Genomic DNA, 13,878 nt, shown 5'->3' with positions numbered 1-13,878 from the left:
TGCGCAAAGGCCCGAAAACCGGCACTAAATTACTAAAAAATGGCAAGTCGAACGCTACCGAAACTCTTGTTTTTTGTGCTGTTCTGCGCGTTTCCGATGTTCGGGCAGACGCCGTTTCCGTTCAACGAATCGGGATTTGCATCGGTGATGAAACAGGCCAAGGCCGAAAACAAACCTGTGCTGTACATGTTTTACGCATCCTGGTGTCCGCATTGCCACAAAATGAGAGAGGAAATTTTTCCCGAACCCGAAGTCGCGGCCTTGCTCAACAGAAACTTTCTCGTCGCGGCCCAGGATGTTGAACTCGACGGCGGACGTACGATCGCGCGTAAATTCAACGTCACGTCCTACCCGACTTTCGTAGTGCTCGACCCAAACGGTGAACTGCTTTACGGATTCAACGGCGAACTTAAAAAACCCGATTTCATCAAGGAAATCACCGATGCGGCCGATGAGGAAAAACAACTGCCTTACCTTAAAAAAGCATTCGGCAATGAGCCCTCAGACGGAAATCGTGCGCTTGCGTTGATCATGGCGCTGCGAAAGGCCGGCCAACCTACTTCGAACGTCGCGACACGTTATTTTTCCACCCAGAAAGAAGAACAGCTCGTAAGCGCGCTCAACTGGAAAATCATCGCCAACGGCATTTCGGATATGGGTTCTCGCGAATTCCAATATGTGTTGAAGCATCAAAAGGAATTTGCCGATGTTTCGTCCGAGAAACGTGTGCAGCGCAAAATCGAGAACATCGTTTCGGAAGCCTTGCGCCCGAATGCCGAAAAAGGCGACACCGTTTCCTACAACAGACAACGCGTTTTGGCCAAAGCCATGAACATTCGCAAGGCCGATTCGCTTGTATACGTTTACGACAAACAGATTTACGAGAAAGTCCAGGATTGGGACGCGTACAAAAAAGCCACGATCAAAGCCACCGATGTTTTCGCATCCAAAGATTATTCGGCACTTCGAAATACCGCTGCGGTTTATCTTGCGGCCATAAACGACAAAAATGCGTTGCAGAAAGCCGTTGCCTGGAGCGAACGTTCTACGGCTTTACAGGAATCCAAGGAAGGATTGCTGCAAACGGCCAAGTTGTACGAAAAACTCAACGATATCCCAAAGGCCGTCGCGGCGGCACGTCGGGTAAAGGAATTCTGCGAACGCGTAGGGTTCGGCACCAAAGAAGCCGATGAACTATTAAACCGACTGCAATCCAAATGAGCGCTATTTTGATAAGGGAAGCCAATGCGGCCGACATTCCGGGCATACTCGAAATCGTCAACCACTCCATTTTGCACACTACGGCGAATTACAATTACGATCCGCAGACGCTTGAAGAACAACAAAAGTGGTACGACGAAAAACGCGAAAAAGACTATCCGGTTTTTGTGGCCGATCTTGACGGAAAGGTTATCGGTTTCAGTACTTACGGCAAATTCCGTGAACGCACGGGTTACCGTTTCACGATCGAGCATTCGGTTTATGTGGCCGACGGAAATGCAGGGAAAGGCATCGGGCGACTGTTATTGGAACGCCTTATCGAAAAGGCCAAACAACAAGGTTACCACAACATGATCGGCGGAATCGACGCTTCGAACCTAGGCAGTATCGGATTCCATCGCAAATTCGGTTTCGAGGAATGTGGCGTCATCAAACAGGCCGCGTGGAAATTTGACCGATGGCTGGATCTGTTGTTCATGCAATTGATTCTGGATTGAGGAATTACCTGATCGGAATCCAGACTTCCTCTTCCGAATCGATCGCATCATGGCGATATTTCTCTGTGAGAATCTCAAAATGCGGGCGATCGTCAAGTGTAAAACCCGAAGTCGGAAGCCATTCATTGAAAATATAACCGAAAGTGACGGCGGCGAGGCTTGCAGGTCCGGAGTGCAGGAAAACAGCGTATTTTCCTGGCGGGATCACAAGACTGTACATATTTTCGGGGATATTCTCATCGCAGCCAACGGCTACCGCAGCCCATTTTTCGAACGTTCGCGACGCATCCGAAAAATCCATATTCGCGGGATAAATCTGCAAAGAGAACAAATCGTTGCCGTGCGCGTTTCGTATTTCATTCCGCCTGGGCATAAAACTGCGCCAAAGTTCGAAAGTCGTATTGTGGGCGAAACTCATTTCTAGTTTCTTTCCGATAAGCCTCGTTTCGGGAAATTCTTCTATGCGTAAAAACATAACGTAAAAAAGGAACCTTTCGGCTCCTTATGATTTCGATTTGATCCAATCGGCTATTTTCTCGTCGGTCGGCAACGTCTTCGGACTTACGACCTTGACAAGCTCTCCTTTTTCGTTGAGCAGGAATTTCTGGAAGTTCCATTCTACTTCTGAATCCTGTACGCCGTTTTTGGATTTTTGGGTAAGGAATTTATAAATCGGGGACATGTCGTCTCCTTTGACCGAAATTTTCGACATCATCGGAAACGTCACACCGTAATTCTTTTTGCAGAATTCGGCGATTTCGGCATTCGTGCCCGGTTCTTGTTCGGCAAAATTGTTCGCCGGAAAGCCGATGATCACGAAATCTTTTCCCTTGAATTTGTTGTAGAGCTCTTCGAGTTGCTCGTATTGAGGCGTCAATCCACATTTTGAAGCCGTGTTGACGATCATGACTTTTTTGCCTTTGAGGGATTTCAAGTCGAAAGGTTCGCCCGTCAAGGTTTCCACCTTGAAATTCTGGTCATAGATGCTTGGGATGTTCATTTTTTTCTGTGAAGGTGATTCAAGTTTCTGTGCCGATACGCAGAGCCCGAACAGGCAAACGAAGGCAGCGATGATTTTTTTGGACATGATGCAGTGTTTAGGGTTAAATGCCTTTCAAATCTAGCGAATAAACCGCAAGCCGTGAAGGGTTTTGGCACAAAATAAAGAAAAAGCCCGGCTTTCGTAGCTCCGGGCTTTATGTTGACGGCAGTATGAATCCCAAACAACTAACCGATACTGCCGTCAAGTTATATGGCTGTCTTCCCGAAGAAATTATTGGGGTAAAGACCGGGAAAACAGCCGAACCTAAAGATTGGGTTGCCATCATATACGAAACCGGCATGTGTTTGGTTTTCGAAAAATGCACTTTTTTTTATTTTTTCAATTCAAGGCGATAAATTGACTATTGCTCAAAAAATCATGGGCGTAGAAAGAATAAAATCGATAAATTTGAGTAAAACACACACAATATGACCCAAGAGCAACTGCTTGCGATGATCGTCCAAAAAGAAGAAAGAGCCTACACGCATATGTACAATATGTATTCGAAAAGCCTCTTCGCCGTCATCAGCAACATGATCAAAGACAAAGAAGAAGCCGAAGACGTACTGCAGGAAAGCTTCGTCAAAATCTGGAAGAACATCGATTCGTACACCGAAAGCAAAGGCCGATTTTATACCTGGATTTTAAATGTGACGCGAAACACGGCCATCGACAAGCTGCGTTCGAAAGGATTTAACAACAGTAAGAAAAACCTGCCGAGCGATAATTTCGTACATCTGCTTGAAGACAGCAGCCGCATGACGTATCGCATCGATGCCATCGGACTTCGCGATTTCGTCAAGAAGCTCAAACCTAAATGTATCGAGATCATCAACCTGCTGTTCTTTAAAGGCTACACGCAACAGGAAGCATCGGACGAGCTCGGGATTCCGCTTGGCACGGTCAAGACACAGAACCGCAACTGCATAAACGATTTGCGCAATTTTTTACAGGTATAATTACAGATGGAAGTCAACGAATATATAGAATCCGGCATACTCGAGCTTTACGTGTACGGTTTGCTCAGCGAAGAGGAAAACCTCGAAGTGAGCAAAATGGCTAAGGAACATGCGGTCATCGACGCCGAAATCGTATCGATAGAAAAAGCCGTCATACAACTTTCGAGCAGCTTCTCGCCTTTCCTATCGCCCGAGAATTTCGAAAAGATAAAATCGGCATTGGAACTCAAACACGGCAAAGTCGTACCGATCAAACGCGAAAGCGGCATTTCTCCGTTCATCGGATGGGCGGCCTCGTTGCTTTTCCTTTTGGGAACCGGCTATTTCTATTACAGATGGCAACAGACCGACGAGCAGCTGATCGTAACCGGAAACGAAAAGACAAAACTCATGGATGCCGTAACCGATCTCGAAATCAAAAACAGGTCTACCGAAACGGCCCTCGATGTGGTGCGCGATGCGAACAATACGGTCGTGGCACTTGCCGGGCAAGCGGTTTCTCCTCAGTCGTCGGCTAAAGTATATTGGAACAGACAGACGAATACCGTTTATGTGGACGCGTCGGGATTGCCTGAACCGCCCGAAGGAAAAGTCTACCAGGTCTGGGCTTTGAAACTCACGCCGCTTACGCCGACGAGCATCGGTCTTTTGGATGATTTCAAAGCGAACGGCACCAGGATTTTTGCGGTGGATAACGCGTCTGGAGCCGAGGCTTTCGGAATCACGCTTGAACCTGCGGGAGGAAGCAAGTCGCCTACGCTTGAGCAGTTGTATACTTTGGGGAAAGTTTAAAAGATTTTTAGATTTACAGACTTCAGATTTATAGATTTCAGATTTTAGACTATCAGATATGAAAAAGCCTCGATCAGTACCGAGGCTTTTTCTATTTTATCGAAGTTTCTTCCAAGTAGTTTTACGATCTGTAAATCTGTAAATCTGTAAATCTAAAATCTGAAAATCTATTTTCTCTCCATCCGCTTATGTCCAAACCAGGCCGCAACGCTCAAAACAATCGCGATCGCAACCGAAACATACACAAACGTCGGTGTCACGACTTTGTCGCCGCTTGCATAAGAGTGCAATCCGCTTAGGTAGAAATTCACGCCGAAATATGTCATCATGATCGAATAGAATGCGAAAACGCTGGCCACGTTGAAAATCCATTTGCTGCGCATGCCAGGAACCAATCGCATGTGGATCACGAACGCGTAGATCATGATGCTGATCAGCGCCCAGGTTTCTTTCGGATCCCAACCCCAATAACGTCCCCAACTTTCGTTTGCCCATTGGCCTCCGAGGAAGTTTCCTATCGTAAGCATGACAAGACCGATCGTGAGCGCCATTTCGTTGATGTACGTGATTTCACGAATGTGCAATTCCATGCGCTGCCTGTTGTCTTTGTTGACGAAAATCATGAGCAGCAACGACACCACGCCAAGTACCATTCCCAAAGTGAAAGGTCCGTAACTGGCCACGATCACGGCCACGTGAATCATGAGCCAATACGAATTCAACACGGGTTGCAGGTTCGCGATTGCGGGATCCATCCAGTTCCAGTGCGCGATCATGAGGATCATCGAAGCCACGAATGTTCCCGAAGCCACGGTAAGCGGCGATTTTTTCGAGAAGATCAGCGTGAACAGCATCGTCGCCCATCCCACGTAAATCATCGATTCGTAGGCGTCACTCCAAGGTGCGTGACCCGAAATGTACCAACGCGCGATCAATCCGAGCGTGTGGAACAAGAACAGCAGTACGATCAATCCGTGGAAGAAATAAATGATGTAATCCATGAATTTCTTTCGGACGAAAATATTCGCGATCGCAAACAAAAGCATGAGCACGCCAACGGTCATGTACAAATAGAACAAGCGTTTGAACACGTCGTATTTGTTGTATAGGATTTCCGAATTGATCTTGTCGTCGCTCGGCATGACCTTCGATCCGTAACGATGCTGGAATTTATTGATTCCGTTCAAATAGAAATCGGCTTCCTTATAATTTCCGGTTTCGGTGGCCGTCTTGAGCGACATCAGGTAAATCGGGATGATCTGGCGCGTAAACGTCGAATCGATGCCTTTGAGTCCGGCTTGTTCGAGCTGCAGATACGAAACCCATTTGTTGTTTTCTTCGTTCGGAATCGGGAAAATGCGCAAAATACTTCCGCCAAGAGCCGAATTCAATAGGTTCACCTTTCGATCGGCTTCTATGAAATCTTTCTGGAACTGGCTCGGCAAAGCGGCGCGATACGCTTCGTCGAGATAAGGCGAAAGCTTGTAATTTCCCTGATTGTCGAAGAAATCGATGAATTTCGCGTATTTCGCCTCGGGTTTGATACCGATGATCTTGCGGATACTGTCGTTACCCGATTTCAAATAAATGAACGGCACTTCGAACCAAGCCGTCGGGAATTGCGTCATCGAAAGGAAAACCTGGTCGGAATTCATGCCGTTGTACGAGTCTTTTTTCGAGACCTTGCGCAACAATTCGGACGAGAACGTATTCACGGGCTTCATCCTTCCGCCTTCGTCCTGAATTACCAAACGCCCGAATTTGGCCGCGTGTTCCTCTTTGACTTTATATTTCGAGATAAGCGAATCGATTTGTTTGAGCGAAGGCATCATCGGTTTCGAAACCTCGGCTTCGTGCGCGTGTCCGGCGTGCGGATCTTGTTGCGCATGACCCGAAAGTCCTAAAAACAAAAGCAATATCGTTGCGATTTTCGTCTTTTTCTTTTGTACCGACTTGAGCTTGCGTCTCAATTCTCCCATTCGCGAACCTTTCGTGAACAAGATGGCGAGCATTCCGGCGAACAAAAGGAAATAACCGACATACGTGATCCAGGTTCCCCAAAAATCGTGGTTGACCGAAAGTACCGTACCTTTTTCATCTGGGTCAAAAGACGCCTGGAAAAAACGGTAACCTTTGTGGTCAAGCACGTGGTTCATGTAAATGCGCGTGTCGAATTTGTCCTTGCCATCCTCGACGGTCACACGGCTTTCGTAGGCCGAATAGCTTTTTTCGGATCCCGGATATTTCGAGGCGATGAAGTCGTTGAGATGTATTTTGAACGGTAAATCGTAAGTTTTGCTTCCGAAAGAAAGCGTAAAATCGAGTTTGCCAAGCGTGAACATTTGGGGTTCGCCCACACGTCCTTTCGAGCCGAGAAGCGTGACTTCGCGAGTCATACTGCCCGATTTCACGCTGACGATCAACGCGTCCTGCGACTTCTTATCCTTGAAATCGCCATTCGATTTATACGTGAGGAAACCTTTGATCGGCGCTTCGGGAAACACGAACTGTGCCGCGCCTACATTATAAAGCGAACGGAACATAAGCGGTTGCAACGAATCTTTTGTGACTTTTCCCTGCATGCGGTCGGCCATTCGCATGAACTGTCCGTCGAACGGCATCTGCACGGTTACGGCTCCGCCTTTAGTATTGATGTTGATCGCGCCTTTGGTGAATTTGTTCAACGCGAACAATAAATTGTGGATGTTCTGAACTTCACCTTCCTTGAGATAATGCTCGTGCCTACCTCCGTCTCCTGCTTCTACAAGTTTCAGATACGTATGTCCGCCACCGTTCGGCTTAATCGATTCGGTCGCGCCCATGATGTACTTTTCGTAAGTGATCGTGAACGGCGTGTCGGCGAATTTCTCGGACATCGTAAAACCGTTGTCGGTAACAGGAGAAAGCAACAGCGATTTCTCGAACATGCGACGGCGCAATTGCCCTTTGTATTGGCCGTCGACCAAAACGGCAAGATGCGGCCTTTCTGAATAAATCTTGTTTTCGGAAGCGCCTTCGCGTATCGGCATCATGCCTTCGTAGCTGATGTAACGCGTCACGAAAGCCCCGAAAATAATCAGGATGAAGGCCAAATGCAGCACAAGCGTCGGCCACTTTTCGCGTTGCAGCAAATTGTAGCGTTTGATGTTTCCGATGAAATTGACCATGAAAAGCAGCATGATGGCCTCGAACCACCAGGCGTTGTACACTAAAATACGAGCGGTATCGGTATTATAGTCGTTTTCGATGAATGTCCCGGCGGCCATCGCAGCGGCAAAAACGATAAAAAGGATGGCCATTAAACGGGTCGAGAAAAGAGCGGACAGGAGTTTTTTTCCCATTGTGAGGAGTGGATCTTAATCGTGTGCAAAAGTAAGCAAAAGTTTAGCTACGGACGGTAATCGTAAAGCGCACTTTTACACTATTTAACTATCTCGCGCCCATAAATCGCGACAGCCCGAAATGTTTGGCATAAATGACTAATTTAGCGCCTCTCAATCAACGGGTTATCTGATGCACAATGTAGAAATAGAACTGGTAATGAGCCTTTTCATTCTGGGCGCGACCGTACTGGCGTTCATTTATCACGTCGTGCTTTACGCGTTCAACAAAGACCGGTTGCTGATCCATTATCTTGTGTACCTGTTCTTTACGAGTGTTTTCCTGTTTCTGAAGACGGGTTTGATCCTGTATTTCTTCGGAAGTTGGGAACGCTACATCCTGCATAACTTCCGCGAAGCGATCCAAATCGTATACCTCGCGTCCTATTTCAATTTTATCGTCGAGGCCGTCGGAATCTCGAAACAAAAAAACACGTTCCTGTTCCGATATTGGAATATCACGGCCGCTTTCCTGATTCTTTACGCCCTAATTTACACCGTTTGCAAATTGTATGCTGATGTCGACAACGAGGCGTATGCCTATGCGTTTATCGGCATCCGCATCTTTATTTTCGGTGTCACGGGCGCGATGCTGTACCAAAGCTTCAAATTGCGCGAGATCAAATTTCAGCTCATCATCCTGTATGGCTGCACGATTTATATGATTTGCGGACTGACGAGCTTCATCACGAACCTTTTCAGCGATCCGGCTTGGCTCATATGGCCGCTTGAATGGCTTATGATCGGCAGCTTTCTGGACATTATCTTCTTCTCGCTCGCCATCGGATACCGAAATAAGCTGCAATGGGAAAGCCTCAATTTGACGCTTTTGGAAGAGGCCAACAAATTCATCGCTCTGCAAAAAGTGATCCTCGCCAAACAGACCGAACTCGAAAACGAACGCCAACGCATCGCCGCCGACATGCACGACGATTTGGGCAGCGGACTCACCAAAATCACGTATTTGAGCCAAATGGCACAGCATGGCGATCTGGGCGACAACCTCGAGAAAATCCAGAAAACGGCCAACGAACTCATTGGCAACATGAGCGAACTGATTTGGGTTATGAAAGACGAAAACAACACGCTCGAAGATTTGGCGACGTATATAAAATCGTATGCGGTAGATTATTTCGAGTCGAACGATATAGACATACAAGTTTCGTTACCCGATGATTTCCAAAATATTACACTCGACGGAAAACAACGCCGCCACCTGTTTTTATGCGTAAAGGAAGCCTTACATAATATTGTCAAGCACGCCAATGCGACGAAAGTGCTGATTAAAATGTCGTTCAATTCGGGCTTTACGATTTGCATCAAAGACAACGGCGTCGGATTGAACGAAAACGGACCCAAAAATCCGCTGCACGGCAACGGTATCAAGAACATGCGCTCGCGTATGGAAACGATTTGCGGCAGCATGGAAGTGGTTGAAACCGACGGAATTGCGATAATTTTTAACATTCCCTTAAGCTTTGCGGCTGAAAATGAACCTTTTGTACCATTGCCAGCTACGCAAAATGAGCTTTCCTTTGCCCCGCAGAATTTGAAAGCATGATAAACATTTGTCTCATAGAAGATATTGCCGATATCCGCAACGGATTGCAGTCGATCATTCTCGCCGACGAACGTTTCCATCTTCAAAAAAGTTTCACCACGGCCGAGGAAGCCATTTCGGAATTGCCCCTACTCCAACCCGATGTCGTTTTGACCGACATCAATCTTCCCGGCAAAAGCGGCGTCGACTGTGTGCGCGAGATCAAACCCCAATTCCCGCAAATGCAGTTCATGATCTTTACGATCTATGAAGACAACGATCAGGTTTTCGAAGCGCTTAAGGCAGGTTCGAGCGGATACATCCTCAAGAACACGGCTCCGGCGAAAATCATCGAATCGCTGATCGAACTCTACGAAGGCGGAAGCCCGATGTCGCCCAAAATTGCACGAAAAGTATTATCGACGTTCAACTCCGCCCCGGTTGAAAGCGACGTGAACGAGATATTATCAAAACGCGAACAAGAGGTGCTGGAGTTGTTGAGCAAAGGATTTTTGTACAAGGAGATTGCAGAGAAGCTCAACATCTCCATAAGCACCGTAAAACGACATTTGAACAGCATCTATACCAAACTTCAAGTGCAGAATAAGGTAGAAGCCGTCAATAAATTGTACAACAAGAATTAAGAATCATTCAAAATTATCGTGCCGATGTAACAAAACGATGCGATAAAAGTCTGTAAACCGAAATCAAACCAAGCTGCCTATGATGTAAAAAAGAAAAAACTCCGCACAATCGCAAAGCCCTAATCAAGCTCATTCAATCATCATCCGGAGCGCAAATGCATCGGACAAATCAAAAAACACATCAATCATCATGAAAAAAGTTAATCTGATCGCGATAATCGTCGCGCTGTTGCCCACGTGCGCTTTTGCACAACCCCAAATCACTTTATCGAACGTCAATTTCGGTTTTACCGGTGAATTTTACTGGACGCAAATCGGAGAGAGTTTCAACCCCGGTCTTCCCGGTGCCAACCAAACCTGGGATTTCTCAAGCCTCAATTTGACCCTGATCGGGACCGATACGTCGATTCCTGTGGCTGGTTCACCCTACGCCGCCCAATTTCCTACGGCGAATTACGTGTACAAATTCGAAGGTATGGGTTTGCCGCCTCGTTATTATTACCACAATGTGACGAGCGAAAAATACGAGATCCTTTCGCTGGGTTATGCCGGAAACGTAGGTTGGGATTACACGCCGAATCCTAGGAAATGGCTGCAATTCCCGTATACGTACCAATCGGTTTTCACCGACACCTACCAATCGACACAGGATGAATCCGCCACGACCGCGACCCTTACCTACGACGGATATGGTACGCTGATACTTCCTACGGGAACATTCACGAACGTGATCCGTCAGAAAGTCGTCAAGAACGGACAGACCAATTACAATTGGTTCAACGTGCAGCCGTTCTACCCGCTTATGCAGACCGTGCTCGAAGAGAATTCGTTGGGCATTGTCAAAAATACCACACTAGGCTTGGGCGACCAGCATAAAAATGCATTCGCTGTCTGGCCGAATCCTACTAAAGGAACGTTGAACATTTCGTGCGATGCCAATCTTGAACAAGCCGCGACCTTGAGCATTTACGATGCGCTCGGAAAAAAAGTGGTCGAGAAACAAATCGCCTTCGATTCAAATTCGGCATTCCAATTAGATCTCGAGAACCACAACCCGGGCCTGTATTTCCTGAACGTATCCGATGCCAGCGGCAAAAACCTGCTTTCGCGCAAGATCATAAAGGAGTAATTTCCAAAAACGAAACCGTCACGCAGTCGCTCCGGCACTGTGTTTTTACCCGGCGCAGCCTCGGCTTAGTGCAGGCCGATCGTTTGCGCCCATAACAAAACAATCATCATCGGGGAAATCCGGTAAAAAATCAAAATCCATGACAGAGAAAACAATCGCAAAATCGGCCTTATTGATGGCCGTGGTCGTAATCGCGTCTATCGTCGGTTACGAATCGTACCTGCGCGGCCAAGGCATGCAGATCAGCTATGACGACGGCTCGCCGCTTTGGACGAACCAACGCAAAGAAGCCAACAAGGCAGAAAACGCCGTGGTCTTCGTAGGGTCGTCACGTATCAAATACGACCTTGACTTGGCAACTTGGGAAGCCCAAACGGGAATGAAAGCCATCCAATTGGCGCACGTAGGAAGCAATCCCGTTCCTATGATCGAGGATCTGGCCAACGACCCGAACTTCAAAGGCAACCTGGTCATAGACGTGACCGAACCGCTTTTCTTTTCGAACGTGCCTTTCCTGATGGAAAAACCGACGTCGAGCATCAAGTATTTCCACGAAGAGACGTTGGCGCAACAAGCCAGTTTCGAAATCAACAAAGTCGTCGAATCCCAACTGGTGTTCCTCGACAAGGAAAATTACGCGCTCAACGCCAAACTCGACAGATTGATGATCCCGAACCGCGAAGGTGTTTTCGGCATGCCGATTTTCCCTACGGAATTCGGGCTCACGACTTTCGACCGTCAAACGTACATGACCGACCGGTTCGTGCAGGATTCGACACAAGTCAATGTCGTGCGCAATATTTGGGGCTTGCTCATGTCGGCTAAAATGGGTCCGCCGATGACCCAAGCGCAGTTCGACGGCATCATGCAGAACGTCAAAGTCAGCGTAGACAAGATCAAGGCAAGAGGCGGAAAAGTGATTTTCGTGCGCACACCGTCGTCAGGGCCGTTCTACCAAGGCGAATGTATGGGCTTCCCTAGACAGAAATTCTGGGATAAATTATTGAAGGTAACCGGTTGTGAAGGCATCCATTTTACAGACGATCCAGAACTTGCCAAACTGCAATGTCCCGAGTTTTCGCACCTCGACAGGTCGGATGCGGTGAAATACACCATCGGCCTTGCCTCAATCCTGCAGCAAAAACAATGGATCCCGGCGCAGAAACGTCTTTTGTCAAATCTTTACTAGAAAAAAATGGTATTCAATTCTTATACATTCATCGTCTTTTTTGCGGTAATGCTGCTGTTGCACTACTTGCCGTTGTCTTGGAAAACCAAGAAAATCAACCTGCTTTTGGGAAGCTACGTGTTTTATGCGGCGTGGAATCCGCCGTTCATATTGTTGCTTTGGCTGTCTACCGTGATTGATTTCTTCGTCGGACGCAAATTATATTACGAAGAGAACAAAATGCGCAAGAAACTGTTGCTCGTTGTGAGCCTTATCGGAAACCTCGGTATGCTGTGTTTCTTCAAATACGGGGAATTCATTCTTGAAAACTTCGTATCCATCGTAAACATGTTCGGGATGGATTATCATCCGGCCGATCCGGGAATCATCCTTCCAGCGGGAATCTCGTTCTACACGTTCACGACGTTGTGCTACACGATCGACATGTACAAAAAGGAAAGCGCGCCTGTGAAATCACTTTTGGATTTCTCGTTGTTCGTGACCTTCTTCCCCCACCTTGTGGCCGGTCCGATCGTGCGTCCGCCTCAATTGGTGCCTCAATTCGAGAAACCGAAAATGGCCACGCGCAAACAGTTCTTCGACGGATTGTTGTTGCTTTCACTGGGACTTTTTATGAAAGTCGTGATCGCCGACAGCTTGCTCGCCAACACGGCCGATACGGTCTTCAACGCGCCCATGCCGCTAAACGCTTTGGATTCTTGGGCCGGAGTTCTCGCCTTCTCGGGCCAGATTTTTATGGACTTCGCCGGATATTCGACTTGTGCGATCGGTGTGGCGATGTGTCTTGGATTCTCGCTTCCGCAGAATTTCAACAATCCGTACGCCTCAATCGGTTTTTCGGATTTCTGGAAAAGATGGCACATCACGCTTTCGGCCTGGTTGCGCGATTACCTCTACATTCCGCTTGGCGGAAACCGCAAAGGAAAAGTGCGTATGTACATCGCCTTGATGCTTACGATGTTGCTCGGCGGATTGTGGCACGGCGCGAGCTGGACGTTCGTTTTCTGGGGCGCGCTCCACGGTTTGTACCTGTGGATCGAAAAAGCATTGTCTGAAAGAAGGAAAGCGAAAGGACTCGCTCCGGTAAAGAAAACCGGTTTCGTAGGATTCTCATTGGCGGTGCTCACGTTCCTTTTAGTATGTATCACTTGGGTATTTTTCCGTGCCGATTCGTTCGGGAAAGCCGGTATGCTGTTGTTGTCGATGGTCGGTACTTTCGGGGATCAAGGCTTTAAATTGTTGAGTACGATCGCGATCCTCAAAGTCGCCATTGTCATCCCGTGTATCCTTGTTTTCCAATGGATGATGCGCAACCGCCAGGTCACCCAAGAAGCGCACAGCATGTCGTGGTGGAAACTCGGCATGGCGTGGTCGTTCCTCGTACTCATGATCGTATGGGCGCAGGAAAGCGGCAGCGCGTTCATCTACTTCCAGTTCTAAAAAATGAATGCTTGATAGTGCAGTAGTTTTTTCTTTGGCGCGTCG

The 13,878-nt window shown here is 47.6% G+C and carries 12 protein-coding genes; 9 read left to right on the top strand and 3 right to left on the bottom strand.

The annotated features are described in order from the left end of the window. The first annotated feature begins 39 nt into the window (after window positions 1-39). The gene (locus HZF10_RS02745; RefSeq protein ID WP_176004646.1) at window positions 40-1,221 is read left to right on the top strand and encodes a thioredoxin family protein; all 1,182 of its coding nucleotides are present in this window, start codon (window positions 40-42) and stop codon (window positions 1,219-1,221) included. Next, window positions 1,218-1,718, top strand: coding sequence for a GNAT family N-acetyltransferase (locus HZF10_RS02740; protein ID WP_176004645.1), 501 nt, complete (start codon window positions 1,218-1,220; stop codon window positions 1,716-1,718). Before HZF10_RS02745 ends, HZF10_RS02740 begins: the two co-directional genes overlap by 4 nt. A gap of 4 nt (window positions 1,719-1,722) precedes the next feature. Here the strand turns inward: HZF10_RS02740 and HZF10_RS02735 are convergent, their stop codons facing one another. Continuing rightward, window positions 1,723-2,193: a GyrI-like domain-containing protein gene (locus HZF10_RS02735; protein WP_176004644.1), complete on the bottom strand. Its 471-nt coding sequence runs from the start codon at window positions 2,191-2,193 to the stop codon at window positions 1,723-1,725. A gap of 27 nt (window positions 2,194-2,220) precedes the next feature. Continuing rightward, window positions 2,221-2,805 (bottom strand): glutathione peroxidase, encoded by a 585-nt coding sequence (locus HZF10_RS02730; RefSeq protein ID WP_176004643.1) that lies wholly within the window; start codon window positions 2,803-2,805, stop codon window positions 2,221-2,223. A 383-nt stretch (window positions 2,806-3,188) separates the two neighbouring features. Between HZF10_RS02730 and HZF10_RS02725 the strand changes: the two genes are divergently transcribed. Together HZF10_RS02725 and HZF10_RS02720 are read left to right on the top strand one after the other, a co-directional pair. Then, window positions 3,189-3,719, top strand: a complete 531-nt coding sequence (locus HZF10_RS02725; protein ID WP_176004642.1) for an RNA polymerase sigma factor — start codon at window positions 3,189-3,191, stop codon at window positions 3,717-3,719. A gap of 6 nt (window positions 3,720-3,725) precedes the next feature. Next, window positions 3,726-4,511, top strand: coding sequence for an anti-sigma factor (locus HZF10_RS02720; protein WP_176004641.1), 786 nt, complete (start codon window positions 3,726-3,728; stop codon window positions 4,509-4,511). Between the two features lie 167 nt (window positions 4,512-4,678). On the opposite strand, the gene HZF10_RS02715 is transcribed toward HZF10_RS02720, so the two are convergent. Further along, the gene (locus HZF10_RS02715) at window positions 4,679-7,852 is read right to left on the bottom strand and encodes a cytochrome c biogenesis protein CcsA (protein ID WP_176004640.1); all 3,174 of its coding nucleotides are present in this window, start codon (window positions 7,850-7,852) and stop codon (window positions 4,679-4,681) included. 199 nt (window positions 7,853-8,051) lie between these two features. Between HZF10_RS02715 and HZF10_RS02710 the strand changes: the two genes are divergently transcribed. The 5 genes from HZF10_RS02710 (at window position 8,052) to HZF10_RS02690 (ending at window position 13,833) form a co-directional block, all read left to right on the top strand. Beyond that, window positions 8,052-9,452, top strand: a complete 1,401-nt coding sequence (locus tag HZF10_RS02710; protein ID WP_176004639.1) for a sensor histidine kinase — start codon at window positions 8,052-8,054, stop codon at window positions 9,450-9,452. Beyond that, window positions 9,449-10,075 carry a response regulator transcription factor gene (locus HZF10_RS02705; protein ID WP_176004638.1) on the top strand — a complete coding sequence of 209 codons (627 nt, stop codon included), beginning with the start codon at window positions 9,449-9,451 and terminating at the stop codon, window positions 10,073-10,075. Before HZF10_RS02710 ends, HZF10_RS02705 begins: the two co-directional genes overlap by 4 nt. A gap of 190 nt (window positions 10,076-10,265) precedes the next feature. Continuing rightward, entirely contained in the window at window positions 10,266-11,204 is a 939-nt protein-coding gene (locus HZF10_RS02700; protein WP_176004637.1) for a T9SS type A sorting domain-containing protein, read from the top strand. A 139-nt stretch (window positions 11,205-11,343) separates the two neighbouring features. Next, window positions 11,344-12,393, top strand: a complete 1,050-nt coding sequence (locus HZF10_RS02695; RefSeq protein ID WP_176004636.1) for a hypothetical protein — start codon at window positions 11,344-11,346, stop codon at window positions 12,391-12,393. 6 nt (window positions 12,394-12,399) lie between these two features. After that, the gene (locus tag HZF10_RS02690) at window positions 12,400-13,833 is read left to right on the top strand and encodes an MBOAT family O-acyltransferase (RefSeq protein WP_176004635.1); all 1,434 of its coding nucleotides are present in this window, start codon (window positions 12,400-12,402) and stop codon (window positions 13,831-13,833) included. The last annotated feature ends 45 nt before the right edge of the window (window positions 13,834-13,878 follow it).

Source organism: Flavobacterium agri (assembly GCF_013401995.1).
In the GTDB taxonomy this organism is placed as follows: Bacteria; Bacteroidota; Bacteroidia; order Flavobacteriales; family Flavobacteriaceae; genus Flavobacterium; species Flavobacterium agri.
The sequence above is the reverse complement of the archived record's forward strand: the minus strand, read 5'-3'. Positions and strand labels throughout refer to the sequence as shown.

Bases quoted from the DNA above. Each gene is read 5' to 3' on its own strand.
- HZF10_RS02745 (WP_176004646.1), top strand. From the start codon at position 40: ATGGCAAGTCGAACGCTACCGAAACTCTTGTTTTTTGTGCTGTTCTGC.
- HZF10_RS02710 (WP_176004639.1), top strand. From the start codon at position 8,052: ATGAGCCTTTTCATTCTGGGCGCGACCGTACTGGCGTTCATTTATCAC.
- HZF10_RS02740 (WP_176004645.1), top strand. From the start codon at position 1,218: ATGAGCGCTATTTTGATAAGGGAAGCCAATGCGGCCGACATTCCGGGC.
- HZF10_RS02715 (WP_176004640.1), bottom strand. From the start codon at position 7,852: ATGGGAAAAAAACTCCTGTCCGCTCTTTTCTCGACCCGTTTAATGGCC.
- HZF10_RS02705 (WP_176004638.1), top strand. From the start codon at position 9,449: ATGATAAACATTTGTCTCATAGAAGATATTGCCGATATCCGCAACGGA.
- HZF10_RS02725 (WP_176004642.1), top strand. From the start codon at position 3,189: ATGACCCAAGAGCAACTGCTTGCGATGATCGTCCAAAAAGAAGAAAGA.
- HZF10_RS02695 (WP_176004636.1), top strand. From the start codon at position 11,344: ATGACAGAGAAAACAATCGCAAAATCGGCCTTATTGATGGCCGTGGTC.
- HZF10_RS02690 (WP_176004635.1), top strand. From the start codon at position 12,400: ATGGTATTCAATTCTTATACATTCATCGTCTTTTTTGCGGTAATGCTG.
- HZF10_RS02735 (WP_176004644.1), bottom strand. From the start codon at position 2,193: ATGTTTTTACGCATAGAAGAATTTCCCGAAACGAGGCTTATCGGAAAG.
- HZF10_RS02720 (WP_176004641.1), top strand. From the start codon at position 3,726: ATGGAAGTCAACGAATATATAGAATCCGGCATACTCGAGCTTTACGTG.
- HZF10_RS02730 (WP_176004643.1), bottom strand. From the start codon at position 2,805: ATGTCCAAAAAAATCATCGCTGCCTTCGTTTGCCTGTTCGGGCTCTGC.
- HZF10_RS02700 (WP_176004637.1), top strand. From the start codon at position 10,266: ATGAAAAAAGTTAATCTGATCGCGATAATCGTCGCGCTGTTGCCCACG.